Below are 21047 nucleotides of genomic sequence, written 5' to 3'. Positions count from 1 at the left end.
ATGTCGACACTGCCCGATCGCCGTCTGAATGCCTATCGACCAGACCTTGCCGAAAGCCGCCTTCGCGGCGTCGTGGAGGCTGAACGCTATGTCGAGGGCAGCGTTGCGCGCGTCTCGGTTCCGGTTGCGCCGCTGCGTGCCAAGCCCGATCTCGCCTGCGGCACCGATACCGAACTCTTGCTCGGCGAATCGGTCCGGGTGCTCGACACCAGCAACAGCTGGTGCTGGGTAAAGGCCGACCTCGACGGCTATGTCGGCTACCTTCCGGAATATTGCCTGGCACCGGTGCTCAAGAGCCCGACCCATGTCGTGACCGCGCCGCGCACCTTCGTCTATACCGGCCATGATCTGCGCTTCCCGACCGTCTATCCGCTGTCGATGGGCAGCCGGCTGACGGTTATCGACGAGCGCGAGACCCGGGGAACGCGCTATTTCCTGCTCGACGGCGGCCAGGCGGTCATCGCCAATCACTGCATCGAGGTCGGCAATGTCGTGCCGGGAGACTATGTCTCGGTTGCTGCCCGCTTCGTCGAAACGCCCTATCTCTGGGGCGGGCGTTCCGGCTTCGGCATCGATTGCTCCGGCCTCGTGCAATTGTCGATGATGATGGTTGGGAGGCAGGCGCCGCGCGATTCCGACATGCAGGCGACGGGCCTGGGAACACCGATTGCGCGCGAAGAACTCAAGCGCGGCGACCTCGTTTTCTGGAAAGGCCACGTCGCGCTGATGGAGGACGACGAAACCCTGATCCATGCCAACGGTCACACGATGACGGTTGCGCGCGAAGGGTTGGAAGCCTCGATCGAACGGATCGGCTGGCTCTATGAGCAGCCGACGGGCTATCGGCGCCCTTGATCGCGCTGCGAGCGGGGCCGTAGAAGCGAGCCACCTCGATCAATGCCGATGAAGGAAAGACACCCATCCGCCTTGCGGAACCAGACGTTGCGTCTCTGGTAGCGCCTTAGGCGCAGCAAGCGCTGCACCTCGCTCTCGCTGAATCAGTAGCCGGCTACTTTGTCGACGACATGTTCGAGCGCCTGTCCGCTTTCGAAGCGGGCGATCTGCTGCTCCACATGGCGGAAGAGCGCCTTGACGTCGGAGGATGCCGCCACGTGCGGCGTGACGTAGACGTTGGGCAGGGTCCAGAAGCGGCTGTCCTGGGCGAGCGGCTCTTGCTCGAACACGTCGAGAGAGGCACCGGCGAGCACGCCGCTATCGACCGCCTTCAGTATGTCTGCTTCGACCTGGCTGCCGCCGCGGCCGGCATTGATGAAGACAGGTGCGCCAAACGGCCCATTGCGGCTGAGCTTTGCAAACAGGCGCAGGTTGAAAATGCCGCGGGTGTCCGGCGTCAGCGGCAGCAGGCCGACGAGGAAGTCGCTGCGTGCCAGGAAGCTGTCGAGTTCGTTGCCGCCGAAGGTCTCGATGCCGGCGACATCGCGCTTGCTGCGCGACCAGCCGATGACCTTGAACCCCATGGTCGATAGCTTGCGGGCGGCGTCCTGGCCAAGCACGCCCATGCCCATGACGCCGACGGTGATGTCGGCCGCTTCCGGCTGGGTCAGATCGCGCCACTCACGCTTCGTCGCCTGCGCCTCATAGGCGCGGTGCTGGCGCAGGTGCAGGAGGCACTGCATGACCACCCACTCGCTCATGCGCGTCGTCAGTGTCTGGTCGACGAAGCGCACCAGCGGCACCTCGGGAAGACCGGGCAGCGTCAGCACGTGATCGACGCCGGCGCCGCCGGAGAATACCACCTTGAGATCGGGCGCCCGCTCGAAAAGATCCGGCGCCGATTTCCAGACGACCGCGTAGTCGATGCCCGAGAGATCGCGGTTGTGGTGAACCGCATCGGCGCGGTTGATCACCTCGCGATCCGGGAAGGCCCCGCGAAGCGCCGCCTCGACCTCCTCCGGAATGAACTTCAGATCGACGATGACGGGGCTTTTTGCGGACATTCGGACACCTATTGGCGGATCGCGGTCAAGTTGACGGCTTCGAGGTTGAAGGCGGCTGCCATCAGCGCCTTGGTATAGTCCTGGCTCGGCGCATTGAAGATGCGCTCGGCCGGGCCTTGCTCCACCACCTTGCCCATGCGCATGACGATCATCTCATTGGCAAGGGCGCGCACGACCTTGAGGTCGTGGCTGATGAACAGATAGGCGAGGTCATGCTTCACCTGCAGGTCGCGCAGCAGGTCGACCACCTGCGCCTGAACGCTCATGTCGAGCGCCGAGGTCGGTTCGTCGAGCATCACGAATTGCGGCTTCAGCACCATGGCGCGCGCAATGGCGATGCGCTGCCGCTGGCCGCCGGAGAACTCGTGCGGATAGCGCCACCGGGTCGCGGGATCGAGGCCCACTTCTTCGAGCGCCGCGGCGACGCGGGCATCGCGCGCGTTGTCCGAGAGCGATCGCTCGTGGATCTTCAGGCCTTCGGCGATGATATCGGCCACCGACATCCGTGGGCTCAGCGAACCGTAAGGGTCCTGGAAGACGATCTGCATCCGGTTTCGAAGCGGCCGCATCTCGTTGAAGCTGTAGCGGTCGATGTCCTTGCCGATGAAGGCGATGCGACCCTTCGACGAGATCAGCCGCGTCAGCGCGAGGCCGAGCGTCGTCTTGCCGGAGCCGGATTCGCCGACGACGCCGAGCGTCTGGCCGGCGCGCAGCTTCAGGTCGATGCCGTCGACCGCCTTCACATGATCGACCACCTTGCGCAGGAACCCGGCCTTGATCGGGAACCAGACCTTCATGTCCGAGGCCTCCATCACGATCGGCTTCGACGCGTCCGACGGTGGCGGATTGCCCTTCGGCTCGGAAGCGAGCAGATGGCGGGTATAGGCATGCTGGGGATTGGCGAAGATCTCGGCGGTCGGCCCGGTCTCGACGATCTTGCCCTTGGTCATCACGCAGACCCGGTCGGCGATCTTGCGCACGATGCCGAGGTCGTGGGTGATGAACAGCATCGACATGCCATGCTCGTCCTTGAGCGTCTTCAAGAGCTCGAGGATCTGCGCCTGCACGGTGACGTCGAGCGCCGTCGTCGGTTCGTCGGCGATCAGCAGTTCGGGCCGGTTGGCGAGTGCCATCGCGATCATCACACGCTGGCGCTGGCCGCCGGAGAGCTCGTGCGGGTAGGCGCTGAGCCGCTTCTCCGGCTCGCGGATGCCGACCTGGTTCAACAGCTCGAGGATGCGCGTGCGCCGCGCAGCACCCTGCAGCCCCTGGTGCAGCTCAAGGATCTCACCGATCTGCCGCTCGATCGAGTGCAGCGGGTTGAGCGAGGTCATCGGCTCCTGGAAGATCATGGTGATGTCGTTGCCGCGCGCATGGCGCAGCTCGGCATCGCTGGCCCTCAAGAGGTCCTTGCCGTTGAACAGGATTTCGCCGCTCGGATGGCTGGCCGACGGGTAGGGCAGGAGCTTCAGGATCGAGTTGGCCGAGACCGATTTTCCCGAACCGGATTCGCCGACAAGCGCCACGGTTTCCCCGCGCTTGATGTCGAAGGAGATGTGGTCGACGGCAACGGAGGTGTTGCCGCCCTGGTGAAAGGCGACGGAGAGGTCGCGGACGGAGAGAAGGGGGTCTGTCATCGTCGCGCTCACCGGAACGTCTTTCTCGGATCGAAGGCATCGCGCGTGGCTTCGCCGACGAAGATCAACAGCGACAGCATCAGAGACATGACGCAGAAGGCCGTAAGACCCAGCCAGGGCGCTTGCAGGTTGGACTTGCCCTGGGCGATCATCTCGCCGAGCGAGGGCGATCCGGGCGGCATGCCGAAGCCGAGGAAGTCGAGCGAGGTCAGCGTCGTGATCGAGCCGGAGAGAATGAAGGGCAGGAAGGTCAGCGTCGCCACCATCGCGTTCGGCAGGAGGTGGCGATACATGATCGTGCCGTTGCCGACGCCGAGCGCGCGTGCCGCGTTGACGTATTCGAAGTTGCGCGCCCGCAGGAACTCGGCGCGCACGACGCCGACGAAGCCGACCCAGGAGAATAAGAGCATGATGCCGAGCAGAATGAAGAAGCCCGGCGGCAGGATCGCGGCGATGATCAGCAGAATGTAGAGAACCGGCATCGACGACCAGATCTCAATGAAACGCTGCATCAGGAGGTCGGTCCAGCCGCCGAAATAGCCCTGGATGGCGCCGGCGGTGACACCGATCACCGCCGAGGCGATGGTGAGCGTCAGGCCGAAGAGCACCGAAAGACGGAAGCCGTAGATCATGCGCGCAAAGACGTCGCGAGCCTGGTCGTCGGTGCCGAGCCAGTTGAGGTTGCCGACGATGCAGTTCCGGTCGCTCGTCTTGTCCGGATAGGCGGAGCAGCGCTCTTCCTTGTCCATCAGCCAGAAGGGCTTGGTCGGCGCCGAATGCGGGATGTTGGAATTGACCGTCTGGTAGGAATAGCGCACCGGCGGCCAAATCATCCAGCCATTGGCCTCGATCTCGTCGCGGATGAAATCGGAGCGGTAGTCGGTCTCGGCCAGGAAGCCGCCGAACTTTTCCTCCGGATAGTCGATGACGACGGGGAACAAGAGTTCGCCCTTGTAGGAGGCGATGATCGGCTTGTCATTGGCGATGAGTTCGCCGACCAGGCTGAGCCCGAACAGCGCCAGGAACAGCCAGAGCGACCAGTAGCCGCGCCGGTTCGCCTTGAAATTCTGCCAGCGGCGCTGGTTGACCGGTGACAGCCAGCCACGCGGCGCCACAGCGGCCGGGGAGGTCGTGACGCTTGCCATCAGACATCCCTCCGCTCGAAGTCGATGCGCGGATCGACCCAGGTATAGATGAGGTCCGACAGCAGACTTACGAGCAGGCCCATCAGCGAGAAGATGAAGAGGGTAGCAAAGACGATCGGATAGTCGCGCTTGACGACCGAATCATAGCCGAGACGGCCGAGGCCATCGAGCGAGAAGATGTATTCGATCAAAAGCGAACCGGTGAAGAAGGCCGAGATGAAGGCGCCGGGGAAGCCGGCGATGATGATCAGCATGGCATTGCGGAACACATGGCCATAGAGCACCTGACCGTCGGTGAGGCCCTTGGCCCGTGCGGTCGTCACATACTGCTTCTTGATTTCGTCGATGAAGGAATTCTTGGTGAGCAGCGTCGTCGTCGCAAAGGCCGACAGCAGCAGCGTGATCAGCGGCAGCGTCATGTGCCAGATGTAGTCGAGGATCTTCTGCCACCAGGGCAGTTGCCAGAAATTGTCGGAGACGATGCCGCGCAGCGGAAACCAGTCGAAGAATGAGCCGCCGGCAAAGACGACGATCAGCAGGATACCGAAGAGGAAGCTCGGCACGGCGTAGCCGACGACGATGATGCCGGAGGTCCACACGTCAAAGGCGGAACCGTCGGACACCGCTTTCTTGATGCCGAGCGGGATGGAGATCGCGTAGGAGAACAGCAGGATCCATAGGCCGAGCGAGATCGAGACCGGCATCTTCTCCTTGATCAGATCGATCACCGAGGTGTTGCGGAAGAAGCTCTCGCCGAAATCGAAGCGCATATAGTTCCACATCATCGTGGCGAAGCGCTCGAGCGGCGGCTTGTCGAAGCCGAACTGCTTTTCGAGCTTGGCGATGAATTCCGGATCGAGGCCCTGAGCGCCGCGATAGCGCCCGCCCTCGTCTCCGCCGGCTTGCATCAGGTCGCCGCTGCTGCCCGACAGGCGATCGGAGCCGCCGGCATTGGTCAGGTCCGAGATCACCTGCTCGACCGGGCCGCCCGGCGCGAACTGCACCACGATGAAGGAAATCGCCATGATCCCGAAGATCGTCGGGATCATCAGAAGCAGGCGGCGCAGGATATAGGCACCCATCAGGCGGGCCTTTCGATCGACGTGTGGGCGGTGGCCCGGACCGGCGAAGCGTCGGCATGCCGTCTATGGTGTCTCAATCCCTGTGTCTCCTTGCGGGCCCCGGATCGGGGCTTGTTTCAGTGATTCGTTTTTTTGCATTTGGAATCGAGACGCCATCCGAGCGCAAGGACTTCATTTGGGGGAGGCGTTTTTCGACCACCAGCTGTCCGGGAAGCCTATTCCGTAGTAGGGAAGCTCCTGCGGGCGGACGAGCTGTTTCCAGTAGGCGACACGAACGTTCTTCGAATAGAACAGCGGCACGACGTAGTGGTGGGCGAGAAGGACCCGATCGAGTGCCCGTGTCGTTGCCACCAGCTCCTCGCGGTTCGGTGCAAAGATGATCCGGCGGATGAGCTCGTCGATTGCCGGATCGGATATGCCGGCATAGTTTCTCGATCCCTGCTGATTGACGGAGCCGGAGCCCCAGTAGTCGATCTGTTCGTTGCCCGGCACGAGCGTCTGCGCCCAGATGCCGTAGATCATGTCATAGTCAAAGCTTCGGACGCGGTTGGTGTACTGCGAATCATCCACCGTGCGGATGCGGGCATCGATGCCGATCTTCTTGACGCTGTTGATGAAGGGCGTGACGGTGCGCTCGAAGGACGGATTGGACAGGAGCAGTTCGAAGGTGAAGGGCTCGCCGGTCTTCGTGTTCACCAGACGCGTGCCCTTGAGCTCGTAACCCGCCTCCTTGAACAGCGCGAGTGCCTTGCGCAGGTTGTCGCGCACCTTCTGCGGCTCGCCGTTGACCGGGTTCGTATAGGGCGTTGTGAAGACCTCAGGCGGAACCTTGTCCTTCAGCTCCTCCAGAATGGCCTTTTCGCGCCCTTCCGGCAAAGCCTTGGAGGCAAGCTCGGTGCCCCAGAAATAGCTGTCGACGCGCTGAAAGGCATTGTAGGCAAGGCTGCGGTTCAGATCCTCGAAATCAAAAGCGTAGTTCAGCGCTTCGCGCACCCGTTGGTCTTTGAACTTCTCGCGGCGCATGTTCGGTACGAAGGCCTGCATGATGCCCGTTGCGCGCAAGGGATTCTCGATCTCCTCGCGGACTACACGGCCATCCTTCATCGCCGGAAAGTCATAGGCGGTCGCCCAGTGACTGGCGCTGTTGTCCTGGTAGAAGTCGACATTGCCGGCGCGGAAGGCCTCGAACTGCACGTTTCGGTCGCTGAAGAAGGCATAGCTGATCACGCCGAAATTATATTGCCCGACGTTGACGTTGAGGTTCTTTCCCCAATAGTCGTCTCTAAGCTCGAAGCGGATCGAGCCGCCGGCCTGGAACGAGGCGATCTTATAGGGGCCTGAGCCCATTACCGGCTCCAGAGTCGTACGGCTGATGTCGCGCTTGTTGCCTTTGGCGTCCTGCCCCTCCCACCAGTGTTTCGGCACGATCGGGAATTGACCGAGAATGTTCGGCAATTCGTGATTGTTCTTTTCGTCGAAGCGGAAGGTGACGTCGCGCTCGCCCGTCTTTTCCGCCGAAACCACGTGGCGGTAGTAGTTGGAGAGCAGCGGATTGTGCTCTTTCACCTTTTCAAACGAAAAGACGACGTCCTCCGGCGTCACGGGCTGGCCATCGGCCCATTTGGCCTCGGAGCGTAAGCGAAACGTCGAGGAGGAGATATCGTCGGGATAGGAAACGCCCTCGGCGAGCAGCCCATAGGCGGTGGTGATCTCGTCCTCGGCCGATTTCATCAACGTATCGAAGACGAGAGAGGTTACGCCGCTCGCCGCCTCGCCCTTGGAGAGTATAGGATTGAAGGTGTCGAAGGTACCGCTCTCCGACAGGCGCAGCTCTCCACCCTTGGGAGCGTCAGGATTGACATAGTCGAAGCGCGCAAAACCAGGCTTGTATTTCAACTCACCGATTGACGATGTTCCGTGACGCCAGACGGGCTGTTCTTGGGCATTGCCTGCAGCAGGGAAGAGAAGAAACGCCGCTGTTAGTAGCGAGGCAGCGAGGCCTGATTTCATGGTCCTGCAGACGTATGGCATCCAGCCCTTACCCCTTTATATTTCAATCTTCTTTTGCGAGAGCATAGGCGAAATCAGGGCAAATGACAGGCACCGCCGCAAATCAGGCCAAATTTTTGAGTCACATCCCGGTGATTCACACGCGTGTAACGCGTAAGGCTGAGGCAAAGACGGGGCCTTAGGATGGGGTTCGCCGGACACGGCATGCGTAGATCGGCGCTGCTGTCTGCGAGACAAACGGGACGAAATTCAATGATTGCTCCATTTCGACGTTGCGGCTCGGCGTTTCTTGCGCTGCTGCTTGGAACCAGCCTCCTGATCGCCGACAACGCCGCGGCCGACGACGTGCCGGCAAAGACGCTCTTCGGCGCCAAGGCTCTGCCTGCCGAGATGGCGGCAAATTCCTACGGCTTCTATGCCAAGGGATGTCTTGCCGGCGGTGTCGCCATCCCGACCGACGGGCCGACCTGGCAGGCAATGCGGCTGTCGCGCAACCGCCGCTGGGGCCACCCGCAGATGATCGCGCTGATCGAGCAGTTTTCCCATGACGCCGCCAACAAGGTCGGCTGGCCGGGTCTGCTGCTCGGCGATATCTCGCAGCCACGCGGCGGGCCGATGCTGTCGGGCCACGCCTCGCATCAGATCGGGCTCGATGCCGATATCTGGCTCACCCCAATGCCGCAACGCACGCTCACCTATCGCGAACGCGAGGATATCTCCGCCACCTCGATGCTGCAGAAGAACAAGTTCCTGACGGTCGACCGTTCGATCTGGACGCCGAAGCACGCGCAGCTGATCATGCTGGCGGCGAGCTATCCGCAGGTCGAGCGCGTCTTCGTCAATCCGGCGATCAAGAAGAAGCTTTGCGATACCTGGACGGGCGACCGCACGAATCTCGGCAAGGTTCGGCCGATCTACGGCCACGACTATCACTTCCACATCCGCATCAAGTGCCCCGCGGGTGCTTCGACCTGCAAGGACCAGGCGGAGGTGCCGGCCGGCGACGGCTGCGACAAGTCGCTGGCCTGGTGGTTCACCGACGAGCCGTGGGCAAAACCGACGAAGAAGCCGGTCAAGCCGAAGGTGACGACGCTTGCCGACCTGCCGAAGGCCTGCGCTCTCGTGCTCAACGGCCCGGCGCCCGCCTCGGAAGCGGCCGCCACTTTTGGCACGGCCTACCGGGCTGCCGCGCCGGCCGCAGCGAGTGATAGTATCGAGCAGGTGATCGGTGCGTCTGGCGATGTCCCGCCGGCCGATATCCCTGTGCCGATGGCGCGTCCGACGCTGCAGTAGGCCAGCGACCCGAGCGGGGTGGGGAGGCATCAGCCTTCCCATTCCCGTGGCGCTCATGTATAGGGCAATCAAATCGATTTAAATATTGATGCGAGGCCCGGCATGGCGGATCGGAAATGTGTTGCGCTGATCGCGCATGATCAGAAGAAGGACGATCTTGCGGACTTTGCCAAGACGCATGAGGCGGTACTGGCTGACTGGCGGATCGTCGCCACCGGCACGACCGGCGGCCGTGTTCTCGACGTCTGCCCAGGCCTCGATATCACCCGGCTGAAAAGCGGTCCTCTGGGCGGCGACCAACAGATCGGCGCGATGATCGCGACCGGCGAAGTGCAACTGCTGATCTTCTTCGTCGACCCACTGACCGCCATGCCGCACGATGTCGACGTCAAGGCGCTGATGCGTCTCGCCATCGTCTACGACATTCCGATGGCGCTCAACCGTGCAACGGCCGAGCAGTTGATCGACCTCAACCCCAGATGATGCGGGCTCCGGCGGGTGGATACGACAATCCTCCCGCACTTTTCCTCATCCCGTTCTGTCTGATAGACAGTTCAGCAACCCAAGATGACGATCAGGATGGATCTTGCGATGTCCGGCACCAATGAACACAGCTTTCCTTTTCCGATCCTGATCGGCGACATCGGCGGCACCAACGCGCGCTTTGCCTTGCTCATCGACGCCTTTGCCGACCCGAAGCAACTGCCGCCGATCAAGACCGGCGATTTCGAGACGATCGAGGAGGCGCTGCAAAAGAGCATTCTCGACAAGACCTCCGTGCAGCCGCGCTCGGCGATCCTGGCGGTGGCCGGTCCGATTCGGGGCGATGAAATTCCCTTGACCAACGCCGGCTGGGTGATCCGGCCGAAGGACATGCTTTCGAGCCTCGGCCTCGAAGACGTGCTGATCATCAACGACTTCGAGGCTCAGGCGCTTGCCGTCGCCGCTCCGGCGGACGAGGACCTGGTGCAGATCGGCGGCGGCAGCATCCGGCCGCTGACCTCCCGCGTCGTGCTCGGACCGGGAACGGGCCTCGGCGTCGGCGGCCTGGTCTTTGCCCAGCACACCTGGTTTCCGGTGCCGGGCGAAGGCGGCCATGTCGATATCGGCCCGCGCACCGAACGCGATTTCCACATCTGGCCATTTCTGGAGCCGATCGAAGGCCGCATGGCCGGCGAGCAGATTCTCTGCGGCCGTGGCATCATGAACCTCTACCGCGCCGTCTGCGCCGCCGATGGCGTGGATCCGGTTCTGACGGACCCCGCGGAAGTGACGACACACGCTCTTGCGGAGAGCGACAGGGCGGCGATCGAGACCATCTCACTGTTTTCGACCTATCTCGGTCGCGTGGCCGGCGACATGGCGCTGATCTTCATGGCCCGCGGCGGCGTTTTCCTGGCGGGCGGTATCTCGCAGAAGATCCTGCCGGCGCTGATGAAGTCGCCCTTCCGGGCCGCCTTCGAGGACAAGGCCCCGCATTCGGCGCTGATGAAAACGATCCCGACCTTTGCCGTCATTCACCCGATGGCCGCGCTCTCGGGATTGGCTGCCTTTGCCCGCACGCCGAGGGATTTCGGTGTGGCAACGGAGGGACGCCGCTGGAGAAGCTGAGACCGTGGCGTGCGCAAAGACTCGCCAAAGCGATATCAAACCACTATAGAGCCCCGGGAAAGATCGGGCCGGATGCCGGCCCTCCAGATTGGTTCCAGGGAAGACGGGCTTTTTGAGCGCCAGCAAGAAAAAACAGCACGCGGTCGATTCGGATACGATCAGCGGGATCCTCAAGCGGGTCATTGCGGAAAACGGTCGTGACCACATTCGCGGCTATGCTTTTGCCATCGGCTGCCTGGCGGTGGTCGCTGCCACGACAGGCTTTACCGCCTCGATCATGGAAACCGTCATCAACGAGGCCTTCGCCAACAAGCGGGCGGACATCGTTCTGCTCGTCTGCGGCGCGATCCTCGCCGCCTTCGTGCTGCGCGGCTTTGCCACTTACGGCCAGGCCGTCGCGCTTTCGAAGATCGGCAACAACATCGTCGCGCGCTACCAGCGCCGTCTTTACGCCCATCTGATGGCGCTCAGCGTCGGCTATTTCAACGAGACCCGTTCGGCGCAACTCGCCGCCCAGATCAGCCAGAACGTCAGCGGCATTCGCGACGTCCTCAATCTGACCGTTACCTCGATCGCGCGCGACCTGCTGACGCTGATCGGCCTGGTCGGCGTCATGTTTGCCAAGGACTGGCTGCTGTCGATCATCGTCTTCGTCGCCGCACCTCCGCTGCTTCTGGGCCTGCGCTATGTGTCCAAGCGCCTGCGTTCGGCCACCCGCGAGGCGATCGAAGTCAACAGCCGCGTTCTCGGCGCGATGCAGGAAACCATTCAGGGCATCACCATCGTCAAGGCCTTTACGATGGAGAGCGAGCTTCGCGGCAAGGTCGAGGCGATCGTCGATCGCGCCGAAAACCGCGCCAACCGCATTGCCCGGTTGAGCGAGCGCACGGCGCCGATGACAGAAACCTTCGCCGGCCTGGCGATCTCGGCGGTGCTTGCCTATTCGGCGTTCCGCGCCATCTATGCCGACGTACCGCCCGGCGCCTTCTTCGCTTTCGTCGTCGCTTTGCTGATGGCCTATGATCCGGCCCGCCGCCTGGCGCGGCTTCAGGTCTCGCTCGAGCGTGCCGCCGTCAACGCCCGCATGGTCTACGAGATCCTCGATACCGTGCCGCACCAGCGCGACAAGCCCGATGCCAAGGAACTGGCGTTTACGAGCGCGACCGTCGAGCTGCGCGACGTGCGCTTCAAGTATCCCAATGGCGACGACGTGCTGCGGGGCGTGAGCTTCATGGCTGAGGGCGGCAAGACGACGGCGCTCGTCGGTCCGTCAGGGGCCGGAAAATCGACCGTCATCAGCCTCATTCCGCGGTTCTACGATCCGGCGTCCGGCCAGATCCTGGTCGACGGTCAGGATATCGCCGACGTCACCAAACTGTCGCTGCGCAAGGGCATCGCCTATGTGTCGCAGCAGCCTTATCTTTTCGAAGGCTCGATCCGCGACAACATCCGCTACGGCCGTATCGACGCGACGGATGCCGAGGTGGAGGAAGCCGCACGGCTCGCCTACGCCCATGACTTCATCCTGGCGCAGCCGCAGGGCTACGATACGCCGGTGGGCGAGAACGGCATGACGCTCTCTGGCGGCCAGCGCCAGCGCCTGTCGATTGCGCGCGCGCTCGTGCGCAACGCGCCGATCCTGCTGCTCGACGAGGCCACCTCGGCGCTCGACACCGAATCGGAAGCGGCGGTGCAGAAGGCGCTCGACCACGCCATGGATGGCCGCACGGTAATTGTCATTGCCCATCGTCTTTCGACCGTCGTCAATGCCGACAAGATCATCGTCATGAAGGATGGTTGCGTCGTCGAGGAAGGCACCCATGCCGACCTTGCACGGCGGCCGGACGGTCTCTACGCTCGGCTCCACAATCTCCAGGGCCAGAATTCGGAGGAGCAGTCTCCGGATGGCGAAACGCCCGAAGCGCCGGCCGGCGCCCAAATCCACTAGCGGACAAGAAGGAACTCACCGATGGGCGCGAACGATATGAAGCTCGTGGTGGTGGGTGCGGCAGGCCGTATGGGCCAGACGCTGATCAGGACGGTTCATGCGATGGACGGCGTGCGCCTGCATGCGGCCGTCGAGCGCACGGGTTCTCCCTTCATCGGCCGCGATGCGGGCGAACTCTCCGGGCTTGGCCCGATCGGCGTGCCGGTGACCGACCAGCCGCTCGAAGCCTTCGTCGAAGCCGAGGGCGTCCTTGATTTCACCGCACCGGCGGGCACCGTCGAGTTTGCCGGTCTCGCGGCCCAGGCCCGCATCGTCCATGTGATCGGCACCACCGGCTGCTCGTCCGACGACGAGGCGAAGATCCGCGCCGCCGCCCGCCACGCCCGTATCGTCAAGTCGGGCAATATGAGCCTCGGCGTCAACCTGCTCGGCGTGCTGACGGAGAAGGCGGCGCGTGCGCTCGGTCCGGCCGACTGGGATATCGAAATCCTCGAAATGCACCACAGGCACAAGGTCGATGCGCCCTCGGGCACGGCCCTGCTTCTCGGTGCGGCGGCGGCGAAGGGGCGGGATATCGCGCTTGCCGACCATTCGGTGCGCGTGCGTGACGGTCATACGGGCCCGCGTCCGGCCGGCACCATCGGTTTTGCCACGCTGCGCGGCGGCTCGGTCATCGGCGAACATTCGGTCATCCTGGCCGGCGAAGGCGAGCAGGTGACCCTGTCGCACAGCGCCACGGACCGTTCGATCTTCGCGCGCGGTGCCGTCACCGCCGCACTCTGGGCTCGCAGCCAGAAGCCCGGTTTCTATTCGATGCTCGACGTTCTCGGGCTCAACTGACCTTTCCACTCTCAAGTCTCAAGGGGAATTCGACATGAGCGGTACTCTCGTCCTCGTCCGGCATGGCCAGAGCGACTGGAACCTGAAGAACCTGTTCACCGGCTGGCGTGATCCGGATCTGACGGAACTCGGCGTCGAGGAAGCCAAGGCCGGCGGCAAGGCGCTTGCCGACTACGGCATCAAGTTCGACATCGCCTTCACTTCGGATCTCGTCCGTGCCCAGCGCACCTGCCAGTTCGTGCTCGACGCCGTCGGCCAGTCCTCGCTCGAGACGATCCGCGACCAGGCGCTGAACGAACGCGACTACGGCGACCTCTCGGGCCTCAACAAGGATGACGCCCGCGAGAAGTGGGGCGAAGAGCAGGTGCATATCTGGCGCCGCTCCTATGACATCCCGCCTCCGGGCGGCGAGAGCCTGCGTGACACCGGCGCCCGCGTCTGGCCCTATTACCTGACCGAGATCCTGCCGCGCGTGCTCTCCGGCCAGAAGGTGCTGGTCGCCGCCCACGGCAACTCGCTGCGTTCGCTGGTCATGGTGCTCGATCGCCTGTCGAAGGAAGAGATCCTGAAGCTCAACCTCGCGACCGGCGTGCCGATGGTCTACAAGCTCAACGCCAATTCGACCGTCGCTTCCAAGGAAGTGCTCGGCGACATGTCCGGCGCCCATTGAGCGCTGATGGCCAGGAAATGAAAGAGGGGCGCTGGGCGCCCCTTTTTTGTGTCTCCGACAATGCCGGCAAACCTGGCGATCAGATCGTGCCGTCGGCCGCCTTTCCGGCTTCCCAGCCGAGGATGGCGCGCTTGCGCGTCAGGCCCCAGTGATAGCCGGTGAGGTCCCCACTCTTGCCGAGCGCGCGATGGCAGGGGACGACGAACGAAATCGGGTTGCGCCCGACAGCAGCACCGACCGCGCGCGATGCCGTCGGCTGTCCGATGTTCCCGGCGATGTTCGAATAGGTGGTGGCGCAGCCGAGCGGGATCTTCAACAGCGCCTGCCAGACCCGGATCTGGAAGTCGGAGCCGATCAGGAAGATGCGCAGCGGCTCGTCCTGTCGCCAGCGCGACGGATCGAAGATGCGCGCCGCATATTGGGCGGTCGCAGCGCTGTCCTCGATGTAGCGGGCGTTCGGCCAGCGTTGCGCCATGTCCTCGAAGCTCGCCTGCTCGCCGCCCATATCGTTGAAGGCAAGGCCGGCGAGGCCGCGCTCGGTGATCATCACGAGGGCCGTGCCGAAGGGCGAGGGGTGGTAGCCGTAGCGGATCGTCAGACCCTCGCCGCGCGCCTTCCATTCGCCTGGCGACATCGCCTCGTGGGTGACGAACAGGTCGTGCAGCCGGCTTGGTCCTGAGAGGCCCACTTCGATGCTGGTCTCAAGCAGCGGCATGTCTTCCTGGCGCAGCAGGCGCTTGGCATGGTCGAGGGTCACGGCCTGGAGGAAGGCCTTCGGCGACAGACCCGCCCAACGGGTGAAGACCTTCTGGAGCTGGGTCGGCGACTGCTTCAGGCGCTGCGCCACGGATTCGAGCGACGGCTGGTCGCGATAGTCCTCGGTGAGCATTTCGATCACGCGGCTGACCGTATCGTAGTCGGTGCCCTTCGGCGTGATGTCGGTGGGTACGGATGTCGCAATGTTCATGGCTCTTCTCCTGTCTTGCCACAGGTAACCACTTGCTGGCCCCGTCAACCACCCGAAACTTGAAAACATGCGATCGCCGGGTGCCGCGATTGCAAGCGCCGGGCGTCAGCGGCGGCGCACGGTCGCAAGCGCCCCCGAGAGCGCCAGCGCAAAGGTCTCGCGATCGTCGCGGTTGAGGAACGAGCCGATATCGGTTCGGCGGCCGCCGCCGCTGATCGTCATCGAGACGATGCCGATTTCCTGATGCCGGGCGACATTCAAGCGTGCCCAGAACGGATTGAAGCGATGTTCGCTGATCTGGCCCGAGGGCGTGAACTTGCGCACCGAAACGTCCGTCCTGCTGACGCTGACCTCTTCGCGGCTCAGCCCCGAGCGGTTGTTCAGCCAGAAGGCACCGAACAGCAGCAGGTAGTCGAGCCCGAAAAAGAACACCACCGGCCAGGCGCCGATGATGAGGAAGACGATGCCGTGAACGAGGCTCAGGAGCCCGGCGATCAGGAAGAACATCTTGAAGCCGCGCCGCCCGAGCGAACGATAGGGCGTGAGCTCGGCGGTGAAGACCGGAGCGTCCTCGGATGGGGTGGTGGCGTTGCCATGGATCATGACCTTTGACTATAGATGCATCATGAAAAACGTGAAGCCGAAATTGCCTGTTCGCGCCGCCAAACCAAAGCCTGCAGCCGGCCGCCGCGCCACGCCGCGGGTGAAGAGCCTCTATAGCCAGGACGAGCTCAAGGAGATTTTCCGGCGCTTCTCGATCCAGCGGCCGGAGCCGAAGGGCGAACTGGAGCACGTCAATCCGTTCACGCTCGTTGTCGCCGTGGCGCTCTCGGCACAGGCGACCGATGCCGGCGTCAACAAGGCGACGCGCGCGCTCTTTGCCATCGCCGATACGCCGGAAAAAATGCTGGCGCTCGGTGAGGAGAAGGTTCGGGACTACATCAAGACGATCGGACTTTTCCGCAACAAGGCAAAGAACGTTATCGCCCTCAGCGAGATGCTGATCCGCGATTTCGGCGGCGAAGTGCCCCGCACGCGGGAGGAATTGGTGAAGCTGCCGGGCGTCGGCCGCAAGACCGCCAATGTCGTGCTTTCCATGGCCTTCGGTCAGTCGACGATCGCCGTCGACACACACATCCTGCGCATCGCCAACAGGATCTGTCTGGCGCCGGGCAAGACCCCGGACGAGGTGGAAGACAAGCTGATCAGGATCATCCCCGATGAGTATCTCTACCACGCGCACCACTGGCTGATCTTGCACGGGCGCTACTGCTGCAAGGCGCGCAAGCCCGAATGCGAGCGCTGCGTCATTGCCGATCTCTGCAAGTCGCCGGAAAAGACCTGCGACATCCCGGCGCCACTGGTCGAACTGCCGCCACAGATGATCTCGGCTGCTGGTTGAGCCGTCAGGCCGAAACCATCCGGTCGATCAGCGTGCCGATCGTTTCGACGTAAACCTCGCTCGACGCGCCATCGGCTATGTCGAGCGCCGCACGATCGAAGGCAGCTGACAGTAGCGATGCCATGGCCGACAACCTGTCGGCCGAAACGGTGGCCGGAGCCATTGCCTCGGCGATCCCTTCTTCGAGCGTTCTTTGCGCGTTGGCCGCGTCGATCGCCATCATTTCCCGCTTGCCGAGGACGGCCGGCCCATCGTGCAAGAGCAGGCGAATACGCCCCGGCTCGCGCATGGCGTCGAAATAGGCGCGGGCGCCGACCTTCAGTGCCTCTCGGGCCGAGAGGTCGCGTGATGTCGCTTGTTCGATCGACGTCGCCACCGAAATTGCTTCCCGCTCTGCCACCGCGCGAAACAGCGCCTTCTTGTCCTCGAAGTGGTGATAGAGCGCGCCGCGGGTCAGGCCGGCGGCTGCGACGATGTCCGGCGTCGAGGTGTCGGCATAGCCCCTGGTGACGAAGAGGCCGCGGGCAGCGTCAAGGATCGCGGCACGGGTCGTGTCGGATCGCTCGCGGTTGGAGCGGCGGGAAATGTCCTGTTGCATACATTCAGCCTGTATGTTAATTAAAGAAACATACAGATTGTATGACATTGCAGGAGCGAGGAAAAGCCATGAAATCGACGAGCTACTATCCGGTCATCATGACGGCTGACGTTGCCGCCACTGCCGCCTTCTACATCGATCACTTCCGTTTCCAGGCGCTCTTCACCAGCGACTGGTATGTGCATCTGCAATCGATCGAGGACGAACATGTGACGCTTGCCGTGCTCGACTACCGCCACGAGACGATCCCCGAAGAGGCGCGCGCGCCCACCCGCGGTCTTCTTCTGAACTTCGAGGTCGAGGATCCCGATCGCATCTATGCGCAAGCGCTTGCCTCCGGCCTGCCGATCCTGAAGACCTTGCGCGACGAGGATTTCGGCCAGCGTCATTTCATCACGGCCGATCCGAATGGCGTGCTGATCGACATCATCAAGCCCATTCCCCCGAGTGCCGAATTCGCCGCCGCCTATGACGAAAGCGCGCTTCCTACGGCGTGAAGCCGCCCGCACGCGTCTTTTGTCTTCCAAATGGCCGGAAAACCGGTATTAACGAACACCGGCCATCACGGAGACCGGACGAGGTTCATGACAAAATACGACGTGCTGACGATCGGCAACGCCATCGTCGATATCATCGCGCGCTGCGACGATGCCTTTCTCAACGAAAACGGCATCATAAAGGGCGCGATGAACCTCATCGACGCCGAGCGAGCCGAGTTGCTGTACTCGCGCATGGGCCCGGCGGTCGAAGCCTCCGGCGGCAGCGCCGGCAACACCGCAGCCGGTGTCGCCAGCCTCGGTGGCCGTGCCGCCTATTTCGGCAAGACCGCGAGCGACCAGCTCGGCGAGATCTTCGCCCATGATATCCGCGCCCAGGGCGTCTATTTCCAGACGAAGCCGCTCGAAACCGTGCCGCCGACCGCGCGCTCGATGATCTTCGTCACCGAGGACGGCGAGCGCTCGATGAACACCTATCTCGGCGCCTGCGTCGAGCTCGGCCCAGAGGACGTGGAGCCCGAGGTCGTCGCCCAATCCAAGGTTACCTATTTCGAAGGGTATCTCTGGGATCCGCCGCGCGCCAAGGACGCCATTCGCGAGACCGCGCGGATCGCCCACGCAAACGGCCGCGAGACCGCGATCACGCTGTCCGACAGTTTCTGCGTTCACCGTTATCGCGACGAGTTCCTGGACCTCATGCGTTCCGGCACGGTCGATATCGTCTTTGCCAACAAGCAGGAAGCGCTGGCACTTTACGAGACCGAGGATTTCGATCTGGCGCTGGAGAAGCTGTCGAAGGATTGCAAGCTCGCCGCCGTGACGCTTAGCGAAGAAGGTTCGGTGGTCGTGCGTGGAGAAGAGCGGGTTCGTGTCGGCGCAACGCCGATCGCCCAGGTGGTCGACACGACAGGTGCCGGCGACCTCTATGCCGCGGGCTTCCTGCATGGCTACACGACGGGGCGTTCGCTGGAAGACTGCAGCAAGCTCGGCAATCTCGCCGCCGGCATCGTCATCGGCCAGATCGGGCCGCGGCCGATGGTGTCGCTGGAAACGGCCGCCAAGCAGGCTGGTCTCGCCTGATCCGACCCAATTGATTTTGGTTAAAGACGGGCGCGGCCTTACTTGAAGGCCTCGCCCGGATAGGCGCCCCAGATTTCGCCCTGGGCGATCCAGCCTTCGACGCCTTGCGCTTCGGCATGGCACCAGTCGCCATTGCACTCGCCGACTTTCACGATGACACCGGGCTCCATGCGGGCGACGATCGGGGAATTGCCCTGCGCGTCGCGGCGCATGTTGACGAAGACGCCTTCGCCCTTGCCGCGCATCCAGGGGGCTGCGACGGCCGTGCGGTCGCCGGAGAGCAGCGCCTGGTTCACCCAGCCTTCGGTGCCGTCGGCGTCGCGGATGCGGCGCCAGTTATCGTATTCCTGGATGATCTCGACCGGCACGCCCGGCTTCATGTAGCGGAAGGCGACCGCGTAATCGACGCTCGGGCCGATCCTGAGATTGACGCTCTTGGATTTCAGGCTGACGAAGCGCGGCAGCGGCAGCCCGCTGGCGCCCTTGGCGGCCTGAGCGTAAGCCGCCGACGTCATGATCGCGGCGCCAAGGCAGGCGGCGATCAACGAGAGCGAGAATCTGGAAATGACGTGACGCATGACGAAGCCCATATTCCGTGGCACTAGCTTTTGCAGGCGCAGTTCACTTGAGGCCCATGGGTCGGGCGGAAATCGCGGGGACGACGACGCGAGTTTTGTTTGTCTTCCCGGTGGGGTCTGGTAGAAATTGCGGCTACAGGGAGAAAGTATCGCCCAACTTGGTTAAGGACCCGTCAACAAGGCCCGTCGCAGCAATGACAAGCAAGAAGAAGCCCACGGTCTACATCACCCGCAAATTGCCAGACATCGTCGAGACGCGCATGCGCGAACTCTTCGATGCGGAGCTGAACATCGACGATACGCCGCGCAGCCAGCCGGAGCTTGTGGCCGCGGTCAAACGCGCCGACGTGCTGGTGCCGACGGTGACCGATCGCATCGACGCGGCGTTGATCGAGCAGGCCGGCCCGCAGCTGAAACTGATCGCGAGCTTTTCCAACGGCGTCGACAACATCGATGTCGATGCCGCCGCCCGCAAAGGCATCACCGTCACCAACACGCCCAACGTGCTGACGGAAGACACTGCCGACATGGCGATGGCGCTGATCCTCGCGGTGCCGCGCCGGCTTGCCGAAGGTGCGCAGATCCTGACCGACCGCAAGGGCGAATGGGCCGGCTGGTCGCCGACCTGGATGCTCGGCCGCCGCATTGCCGGAAAGCGCATCGGCATCGTCGGCATGGGCCGGATCGGGACGGCTGTGGCCCGCCGCGCCAAGGCCTTCGGCCTCTCGATCCACTACCACAACCGTCACCGGGTGAAGGCCGAAACCGAGGAGATGCTGGAGGCGACCTATTGGGACAGCCTCGACCAGATGCTCGCTCGCGTCGACATCGTTTCGGTCAACTGCCCGTCGACGCCAGCGACCTATCATCTGCTCTCGGCCCGCCGGCTCGCCCTGATGCGGCCGGACAGCTACATCGTCAACACCGCCCGCGGTGGCATTATCGACGAGACGGCGCTGATCAAGTGCCTGCGTGAAGGCAAGATCGCCGGCGCCGGCCTCGACGTCTTCGAGAACGAGCCAGCGGTCAATCCGAAGCTGATCAAGCTTGCCGGCGAAGGCAAGGTCGTGCTCCTGCCGCATATGAGTTCGGCCACGCTCGAAGGCCGCATCGACATGGGCGAGAAGGTGGTGATCAACATCCGCACCTTCTTCGACGGCCACCGCCCGCCGGACCGGGTTCTGCCGGGCCGCGACTGATCGCGAAACGCCGCACGATCCTGTCGTGCGGTCGCCAGCTGCTTTGCTGACGTTTGAAAACTAAAGCGCCTTGCGCATCTCGATCGCTGTCGGCCGGGTAAAACCGGGATGGCACATCGTGTCGCTCTGAACGAAGCCCCAGGCGGCAAAAGCGCGGTGGTTGTCGACGAGTTCGACGCGGGTGAGCAGCCTCAGCGCCGGAAGTTTCAGCGCACGCGCCGTCGCTTCGGCTTCAGCGAGCAGCATGCGGCCGATGCCCTTTCCTTGCGTCTCAGGCGCGACGGCAAGCTTGCCGATATAGAGGCAATCGTCCTCGGGTTTGCAGAAGATGCAGCCGACCAGCCGTTCGCCATCGCTGACGCCGAAGGCGATCTCGTCGGCAATCTTGTCGCGCAGCGATTCGATGTTCAAAGCATGCGCCGACGAGGGCGGGTCGATCCGCCCGTCCATGTAGGAGAAGGCGCCAAGGATCAGCGCCAGCAGTTCCTCGTGCCGGTCGAATGCTTCGTCGATACGAAAGATCTGCACCATC

General features: G+C 63.2%; 21 protein-coding genes. 11 read left to right on the top strand and 10 right to left on the bottom strand.

What is annotated here, in order from left to right; translation table 11 throughout:
- On the top strand, positions 1-855 hold the full coding sequence (locus ACIQUG_RS20420; RefSeq protein ID WP_043622755.1) for an NlpC/P60 family protein: 855 nt from the start codon (positions 1-3) through the stop codon (positions 853-855).
- Between the two features lie 143 nt (positions 856-998).
- Here the strand turns inward: ACIQUG_RS20420 and ACIQUG_RS20415 are convergent, their stop codons facing one another.
- The 5 genes from ACIQUG_RS20415 to ACIQUG_RS20395 all read right to left on the bottom strand — a co-directional run bounded on the left by ACIQUG_RS20415 (position 999) and on the right by ACIQUG_RS20395 (position 7853).
- Positions 999-1958: a 2-hydroxyacid dehydrogenase gene (locus ACIQUG_RS20415; RefSeq protein WP_402323705.1), complete on the bottom strand. Its 960-nt coding sequence runs from the start codon at positions 1956-1958 to the stop codon at positions 999-1001.
- A gap of 8 nt (positions 1959-1966) precedes the next feature.
- Positions 1967-3595, bottom strand: a complete 1629-nt coding sequence (locus ACIQUG_RS20410) for an ABC transporter ATP-binding protein (RefSeq protein ID WP_402323704.1) — start codon at positions 3593-3595, stop codon at positions 1967-1969.
- 8 nt (positions 3596-3603) lie between these two features.
- On the bottom strand, positions 3604-4740 hold the full coding sequence (locus ACIQUG_RS20405) for an ABC transporter permease (protein ID WP_043622749.1): 1137 nt from the start codon (positions 4738-4740) through the stop codon (positions 3604-3606).
- Entirely contained in the window at positions 4740-5822 is a 1083-nt protein-coding gene (locus ACIQUG_RS20400) for a microcin C ABC transporter permease YejB (RefSeq protein ID WP_043622746.1), read from the bottom strand. The genes ACIQUG_RS20405 and ACIQUG_RS20400 overlap by 1 nt, the downstream gene beginning before the upstream one ends.
- A gap of 171 nt (positions 5823-5993) precedes the next feature.
- On the bottom strand, positions 5994-7853 hold the full coding sequence (locus ACIQUG_RS20395) for an extracellular solute-binding protein (protein ID WP_402323703.1): 1860 nt from the start codon (positions 7851-7853) through the stop codon (positions 5994-5996).
- A gap of 231 nt (positions 7854-8084) precedes the next feature.
- Here ACIQUG_RS20395 and mepA point away from each other — a divergent pair, with 231 nt between their 5' ends.
- The 6 genes from mepA to ACIQUG_RS20365 all read left to right on the top strand — a co-directional run bounded on the left by mepA (position 8085) and on the right by ACIQUG_RS20365 (position 14194).
- On the top strand, positions 8085-9125 hold the full coding sequence (gene mepA, locus ACIQUG_RS20390) for a penicillin-insensitive murein endopeptidase (protein ID WP_402323702.1): 1041 nt from the start codon (positions 8085-8087) through the stop codon (positions 9123-9125).
- A 102-nt stretch (positions 9126-9227) separates the two neighbouring features.
- On the top strand, positions 9228-9608 hold the full coding sequence (locus tag ACIQUG_RS20385) for a methylglyoxal synthase (RefSeq protein ID WP_402323701.1): 381 nt from the start codon (positions 9228-9230) through the stop codon (positions 9606-9608).
- Between the two features lie 108 nt (positions 9609-9716).
- Positions 9717-10736 carry a glucokinase gene (locus tag ACIQUG_RS20380; RefSeq protein ID WP_402323755.1) on the top strand — a complete coding sequence of 340 codons (1020 nt, stop codon included), beginning with the start codon at positions 9717-9719 and terminating at the stop codon, positions 10734-10736.
- Between the two features lie 112 nt (positions 10737-10848).
- On the top strand, positions 10849-12684 hold the full coding sequence (locus ACIQUG_RS20375) for an ABC transporter ATP-binding protein (protein WP_402323700.1): 1836 nt from the start codon (positions 10849-10851) through the stop codon (positions 12682-12684).
- 21 nt (positions 12685-12705) lie between these two features.
- Complete coding sequence (gene dapB / locus ACIQUG_RS20370; protein WP_402323699.1) at positions 12706-13524, top strand: 4-hydroxy-tetrahydrodipicolinate reductase; 819 nt, start codon at positions 12706-12708, stop codon at positions 13522-13524.
- 34 nt (positions 13525-13558) lie between these two features.
- The gene (locus ACIQUG_RS20365; RefSeq protein WP_043622730.1) at positions 13559-14194 is read left to right on the top strand and encodes a 2,3-bisphosphoglycerate-dependent phosphoglycerate mutase; all 636 of its coding nucleotides are present in this window, start codon (positions 13559-13561) and stop codon (positions 14192-14194) included.
- 79 nt (positions 14195-14273) lie between these two features.
- On the opposite strand, the gene ACIQUG_RS20360 is transcribed toward ACIQUG_RS20365, so the two are convergent.
- Together ACIQUG_RS20360 and ACIQUG_RS20355 are read right to left on the bottom strand one after the other, a co-directional pair.
- Positions 14274-15161 carry a bifunctional helix-turn-helix domain-containing protein/methylated-DNA--[protein]-cysteine S-methyltransferase gene (locus ACIQUG_RS20360; RefSeq protein WP_192448242.1) on the bottom strand — a complete coding sequence of 296 codons (888 nt, stop codon included), beginning with the start codon at positions 15159-15161 and terminating at the stop codon, positions 14274-14276.
- A 105-nt stretch (positions 15162-15266) separates the two neighbouring features.
- Positions 15267-15764 carry a DUF2244 domain-containing protein gene (locus ACIQUG_RS20355; RefSeq protein WP_402323698.1) on the bottom strand — a complete coding sequence of 166 codons (498 nt, stop codon included), beginning with the start codon at positions 15762-15764 and terminating at the stop codon, positions 15267-15269.
- 22 nt (positions 15765-15786) lie between these two features.
- Here ACIQUG_RS20355 and nth point away from each other — a divergent pair, with 22 nt between their 5' ends.
- On the top strand, positions 15787-16563 hold the full coding sequence (gene nth, locus ACIQUG_RS20350) for an endonuclease III (protein ID WP_402323697.1): 777 nt from the start codon (positions 15787-15789) through the stop codon (positions 16561-16563).
- A gap of 4 nt (positions 16564-16567) precedes the next feature.
- Here nth and ACIQUG_RS20345 read toward each other — a convergent pair whose 3' ends face one another.
- Entirely contained in the window at positions 16568-17161 is a 594-nt protein-coding gene (locus tag ACIQUG_RS20345; RefSeq protein ID WP_402323696.1) for a TetR/AcrR family transcriptional regulator, read from the bottom strand.
- Positions 17162-17229: 68 nt separating this feature from the next.
- On the opposite strand from ACIQUG_RS20345, the gene ACIQUG_RS20340 reads away from it, so the two are divergent.
- Together ACIQUG_RS20340 and ACIQUG_RS20335 are read left to right on the top strand one after the other, a co-directional pair.
- Entirely contained in the window at positions 17230-17658 is a 429-nt protein-coding gene (locus tag ACIQUG_RS20340) for a VOC family protein (RefSeq protein ID WP_043622718.1), read from the top strand.
- A gap of 87 nt (positions 17659-17745) precedes the next feature.
- Positions 17746-18738 (top strand): adenosine kinase, encoded by a 993-nt coding sequence (locus ACIQUG_RS20335; RefSeq protein ID WP_402323695.1) that lies wholly within the window; start codon positions 17746-17748, stop codon positions 18736-18738.
- 38 nt (positions 18739-18776) lie between these two features.
- Here the strand turns inward: ACIQUG_RS20335 and ACIQUG_RS20330 are convergent, their stop codons facing one another.
- Positions 18777-19328, bottom strand: coding sequence for an SH3 domain-containing protein (locus ACIQUG_RS20330; RefSeq protein WP_034804952.1), 552 nt, complete (start codon positions 19326-19328; stop codon positions 18777-18779).
- Between the two features lie 182 nt (positions 19329-19510).
- On the opposite strand from ACIQUG_RS20330, the gene ACIQUG_RS20325 reads away from it, so the two are divergent.
- Positions 19511-20515 carry a D-glycerate dehydrogenase gene (locus ACIQUG_RS20325; protein WP_043622710.1) on the top strand — a complete coding sequence of 335 codons (1005 nt, stop codon included), beginning with the start codon at positions 19511-19513 and terminating at the stop codon, positions 20513-20515.
- 60 nt (positions 20516-20575) lie between these two features.
- Here the strand turns inward: ACIQUG_RS20325 and ACIQUG_RS20320 are convergent, their stop codons facing one another.
- Positions 20576-21043 carry a GNAT family N-acetyltransferase gene (locus tag ACIQUG_RS20320; protein WP_402323754.1) on the bottom strand — a complete coding sequence of 156 codons (468 nt, stop codon included), beginning with the start codon at positions 21041-21043 and terminating at the stop codon, positions 20576-20578.
- Positions 21044-21047: the final 4 nt, after the last annotated feature.

The sequence above is a fragment of the Ensifer sp. NPDC090286 genome, from assembly GCF_044769565.1.
Lineage (GTDB): Bacteria > Pseudomonadota > Alphaproteobacteria > Rhizobiales > Rhizobiaceae > Ensifer.
The sequence above is the reverse complement of the archived record's forward strand: the minus strand, read 5'-3'. Positions and strand labels throughout refer to the sequence as shown.

Coding starts and splice junctions, on each gene's coding strand:
- ACIQUG_RS20420 (WP_043622755.1), top strand. CDS start 1: ATGTCGACACTGCCCGATCGCCGTCTGAATGCCTATCGACCAGACCTT.
- ACIQUG_RS20405 (WP_043622749.1), bottom strand. CDS start 4,740: ATGGCAAGCGTCACGACCTCCCCGGCCGCTGTGGCGCCGCGTGGCTGG.
- ACIQUG_RS20410 (WP_402323704.1), bottom strand. CDS start 3,595: ATGACAGACCCCCTTCTCTCCGTCCGCGACCTCTCCGTCGCCTTTCAC.
- ACIQUG_RS20355 (WP_402323698.1), bottom strand. CDS start 15,764: ATGATCCATGGCAACGCCACCACCCCATCCGAGGACGCTCCGGTCTTC.
- ACIQUG_RS20365 (WP_043622730.1), top strand. CDS start 13,559: ATGAGCGGTACTCTCGTCCTCGTCCGGCATGGCCAGAGCGACTGGAAC.
- ACIQUG_RS20335 (WP_402323695.1), top strand. CDS start 17,746: ATGACAAAATACGACGTGCTGACGATCGGCAACGCCATCGTCGATATC.
- ACIQUG_RS20360 (WP_192448242.1), bottom strand. CDS start 15,161: ATGAACATTGCGACATCCGTACCCACCGACATCACGCCGAAGGGCACC.
- ACIQUG_RS20325 (WP_043622710.1), top strand. CDS start 19,511: ATGACAAGCAAGAAGAAGCCCACGGTCTACATCACCCGCAAATTGCCA.
- ACIQUG_RS20330 (WP_034804952.1), bottom strand. CDS start 19,328: ATGGGCTTCGTCATGCGTCACGTCATTTCCAGATTCTCGCTCTCGTTG.
- ACIQUG_RS20395 (WP_402323703.1), bottom strand. CDS start 7,853: ATGCCATACGTCTGCAGGACCATGAAATCAGGCCTCGCTGCCTCGCTA.
- ACIQUG_RS20345 (WP_402323696.1), bottom strand. CDS start 17,161: ATGCAACAGGACATTTCCCGCCGCTCCAACCGCGAGCGATCCGACACG.
- ACIQUG_RS20385 (WP_402323701.1), top strand. CDS start 9,228: ATGGCGGATCGGAAATGTGTTGCGCTGATCGCGCATGATCAGAAGAAG.
- ACIQUG_RS20380 (WP_402323755.1), top strand. CDS start 9,717: ATGTCCGGCACCAATGAACACAGCTTTCCTTTTCCGATCCTGATCGGC.
- nth (WP_402323697.1), top strand. CDS start 15,787: ATGAAAAACGTGAAGCCGAAATTGCCTGTTCGCGCCGCCAAACCAAAG.
- mepA (WP_402323702.1), top strand. CDS start 8,085: ATGATTGCTCCATTTCGACGTTGCGGCTCGGCGTTTCTTGCGCTGCTG.
- dapB (WP_402323699.1), top strand. CDS start 12,706: ATGGGCGCGAACGATATGAAGCTCGTGGTGGTGGGTGCGGCAGGCCGT.
- ACIQUG_RS20415 (WP_402323705.1), bottom strand. CDS start 1,958: ATGTCCGCAAAAAGCCCCGTCATCGTCGATCTGAAGTTCATTCCGGAG.
- ACIQUG_RS20340 (WP_043622718.1), top strand. CDS start 17,230: ATGAAATCGACGAGCTACTATCCGGTCATCATGACGGCTGACGTTGCC.
- ACIQUG_RS20400 (WP_043622746.1), bottom strand. CDS start 5,822: ATGGGTGCCTATATCCTGCGCCGCCTGCTTCTGATGATCCCGACGATC.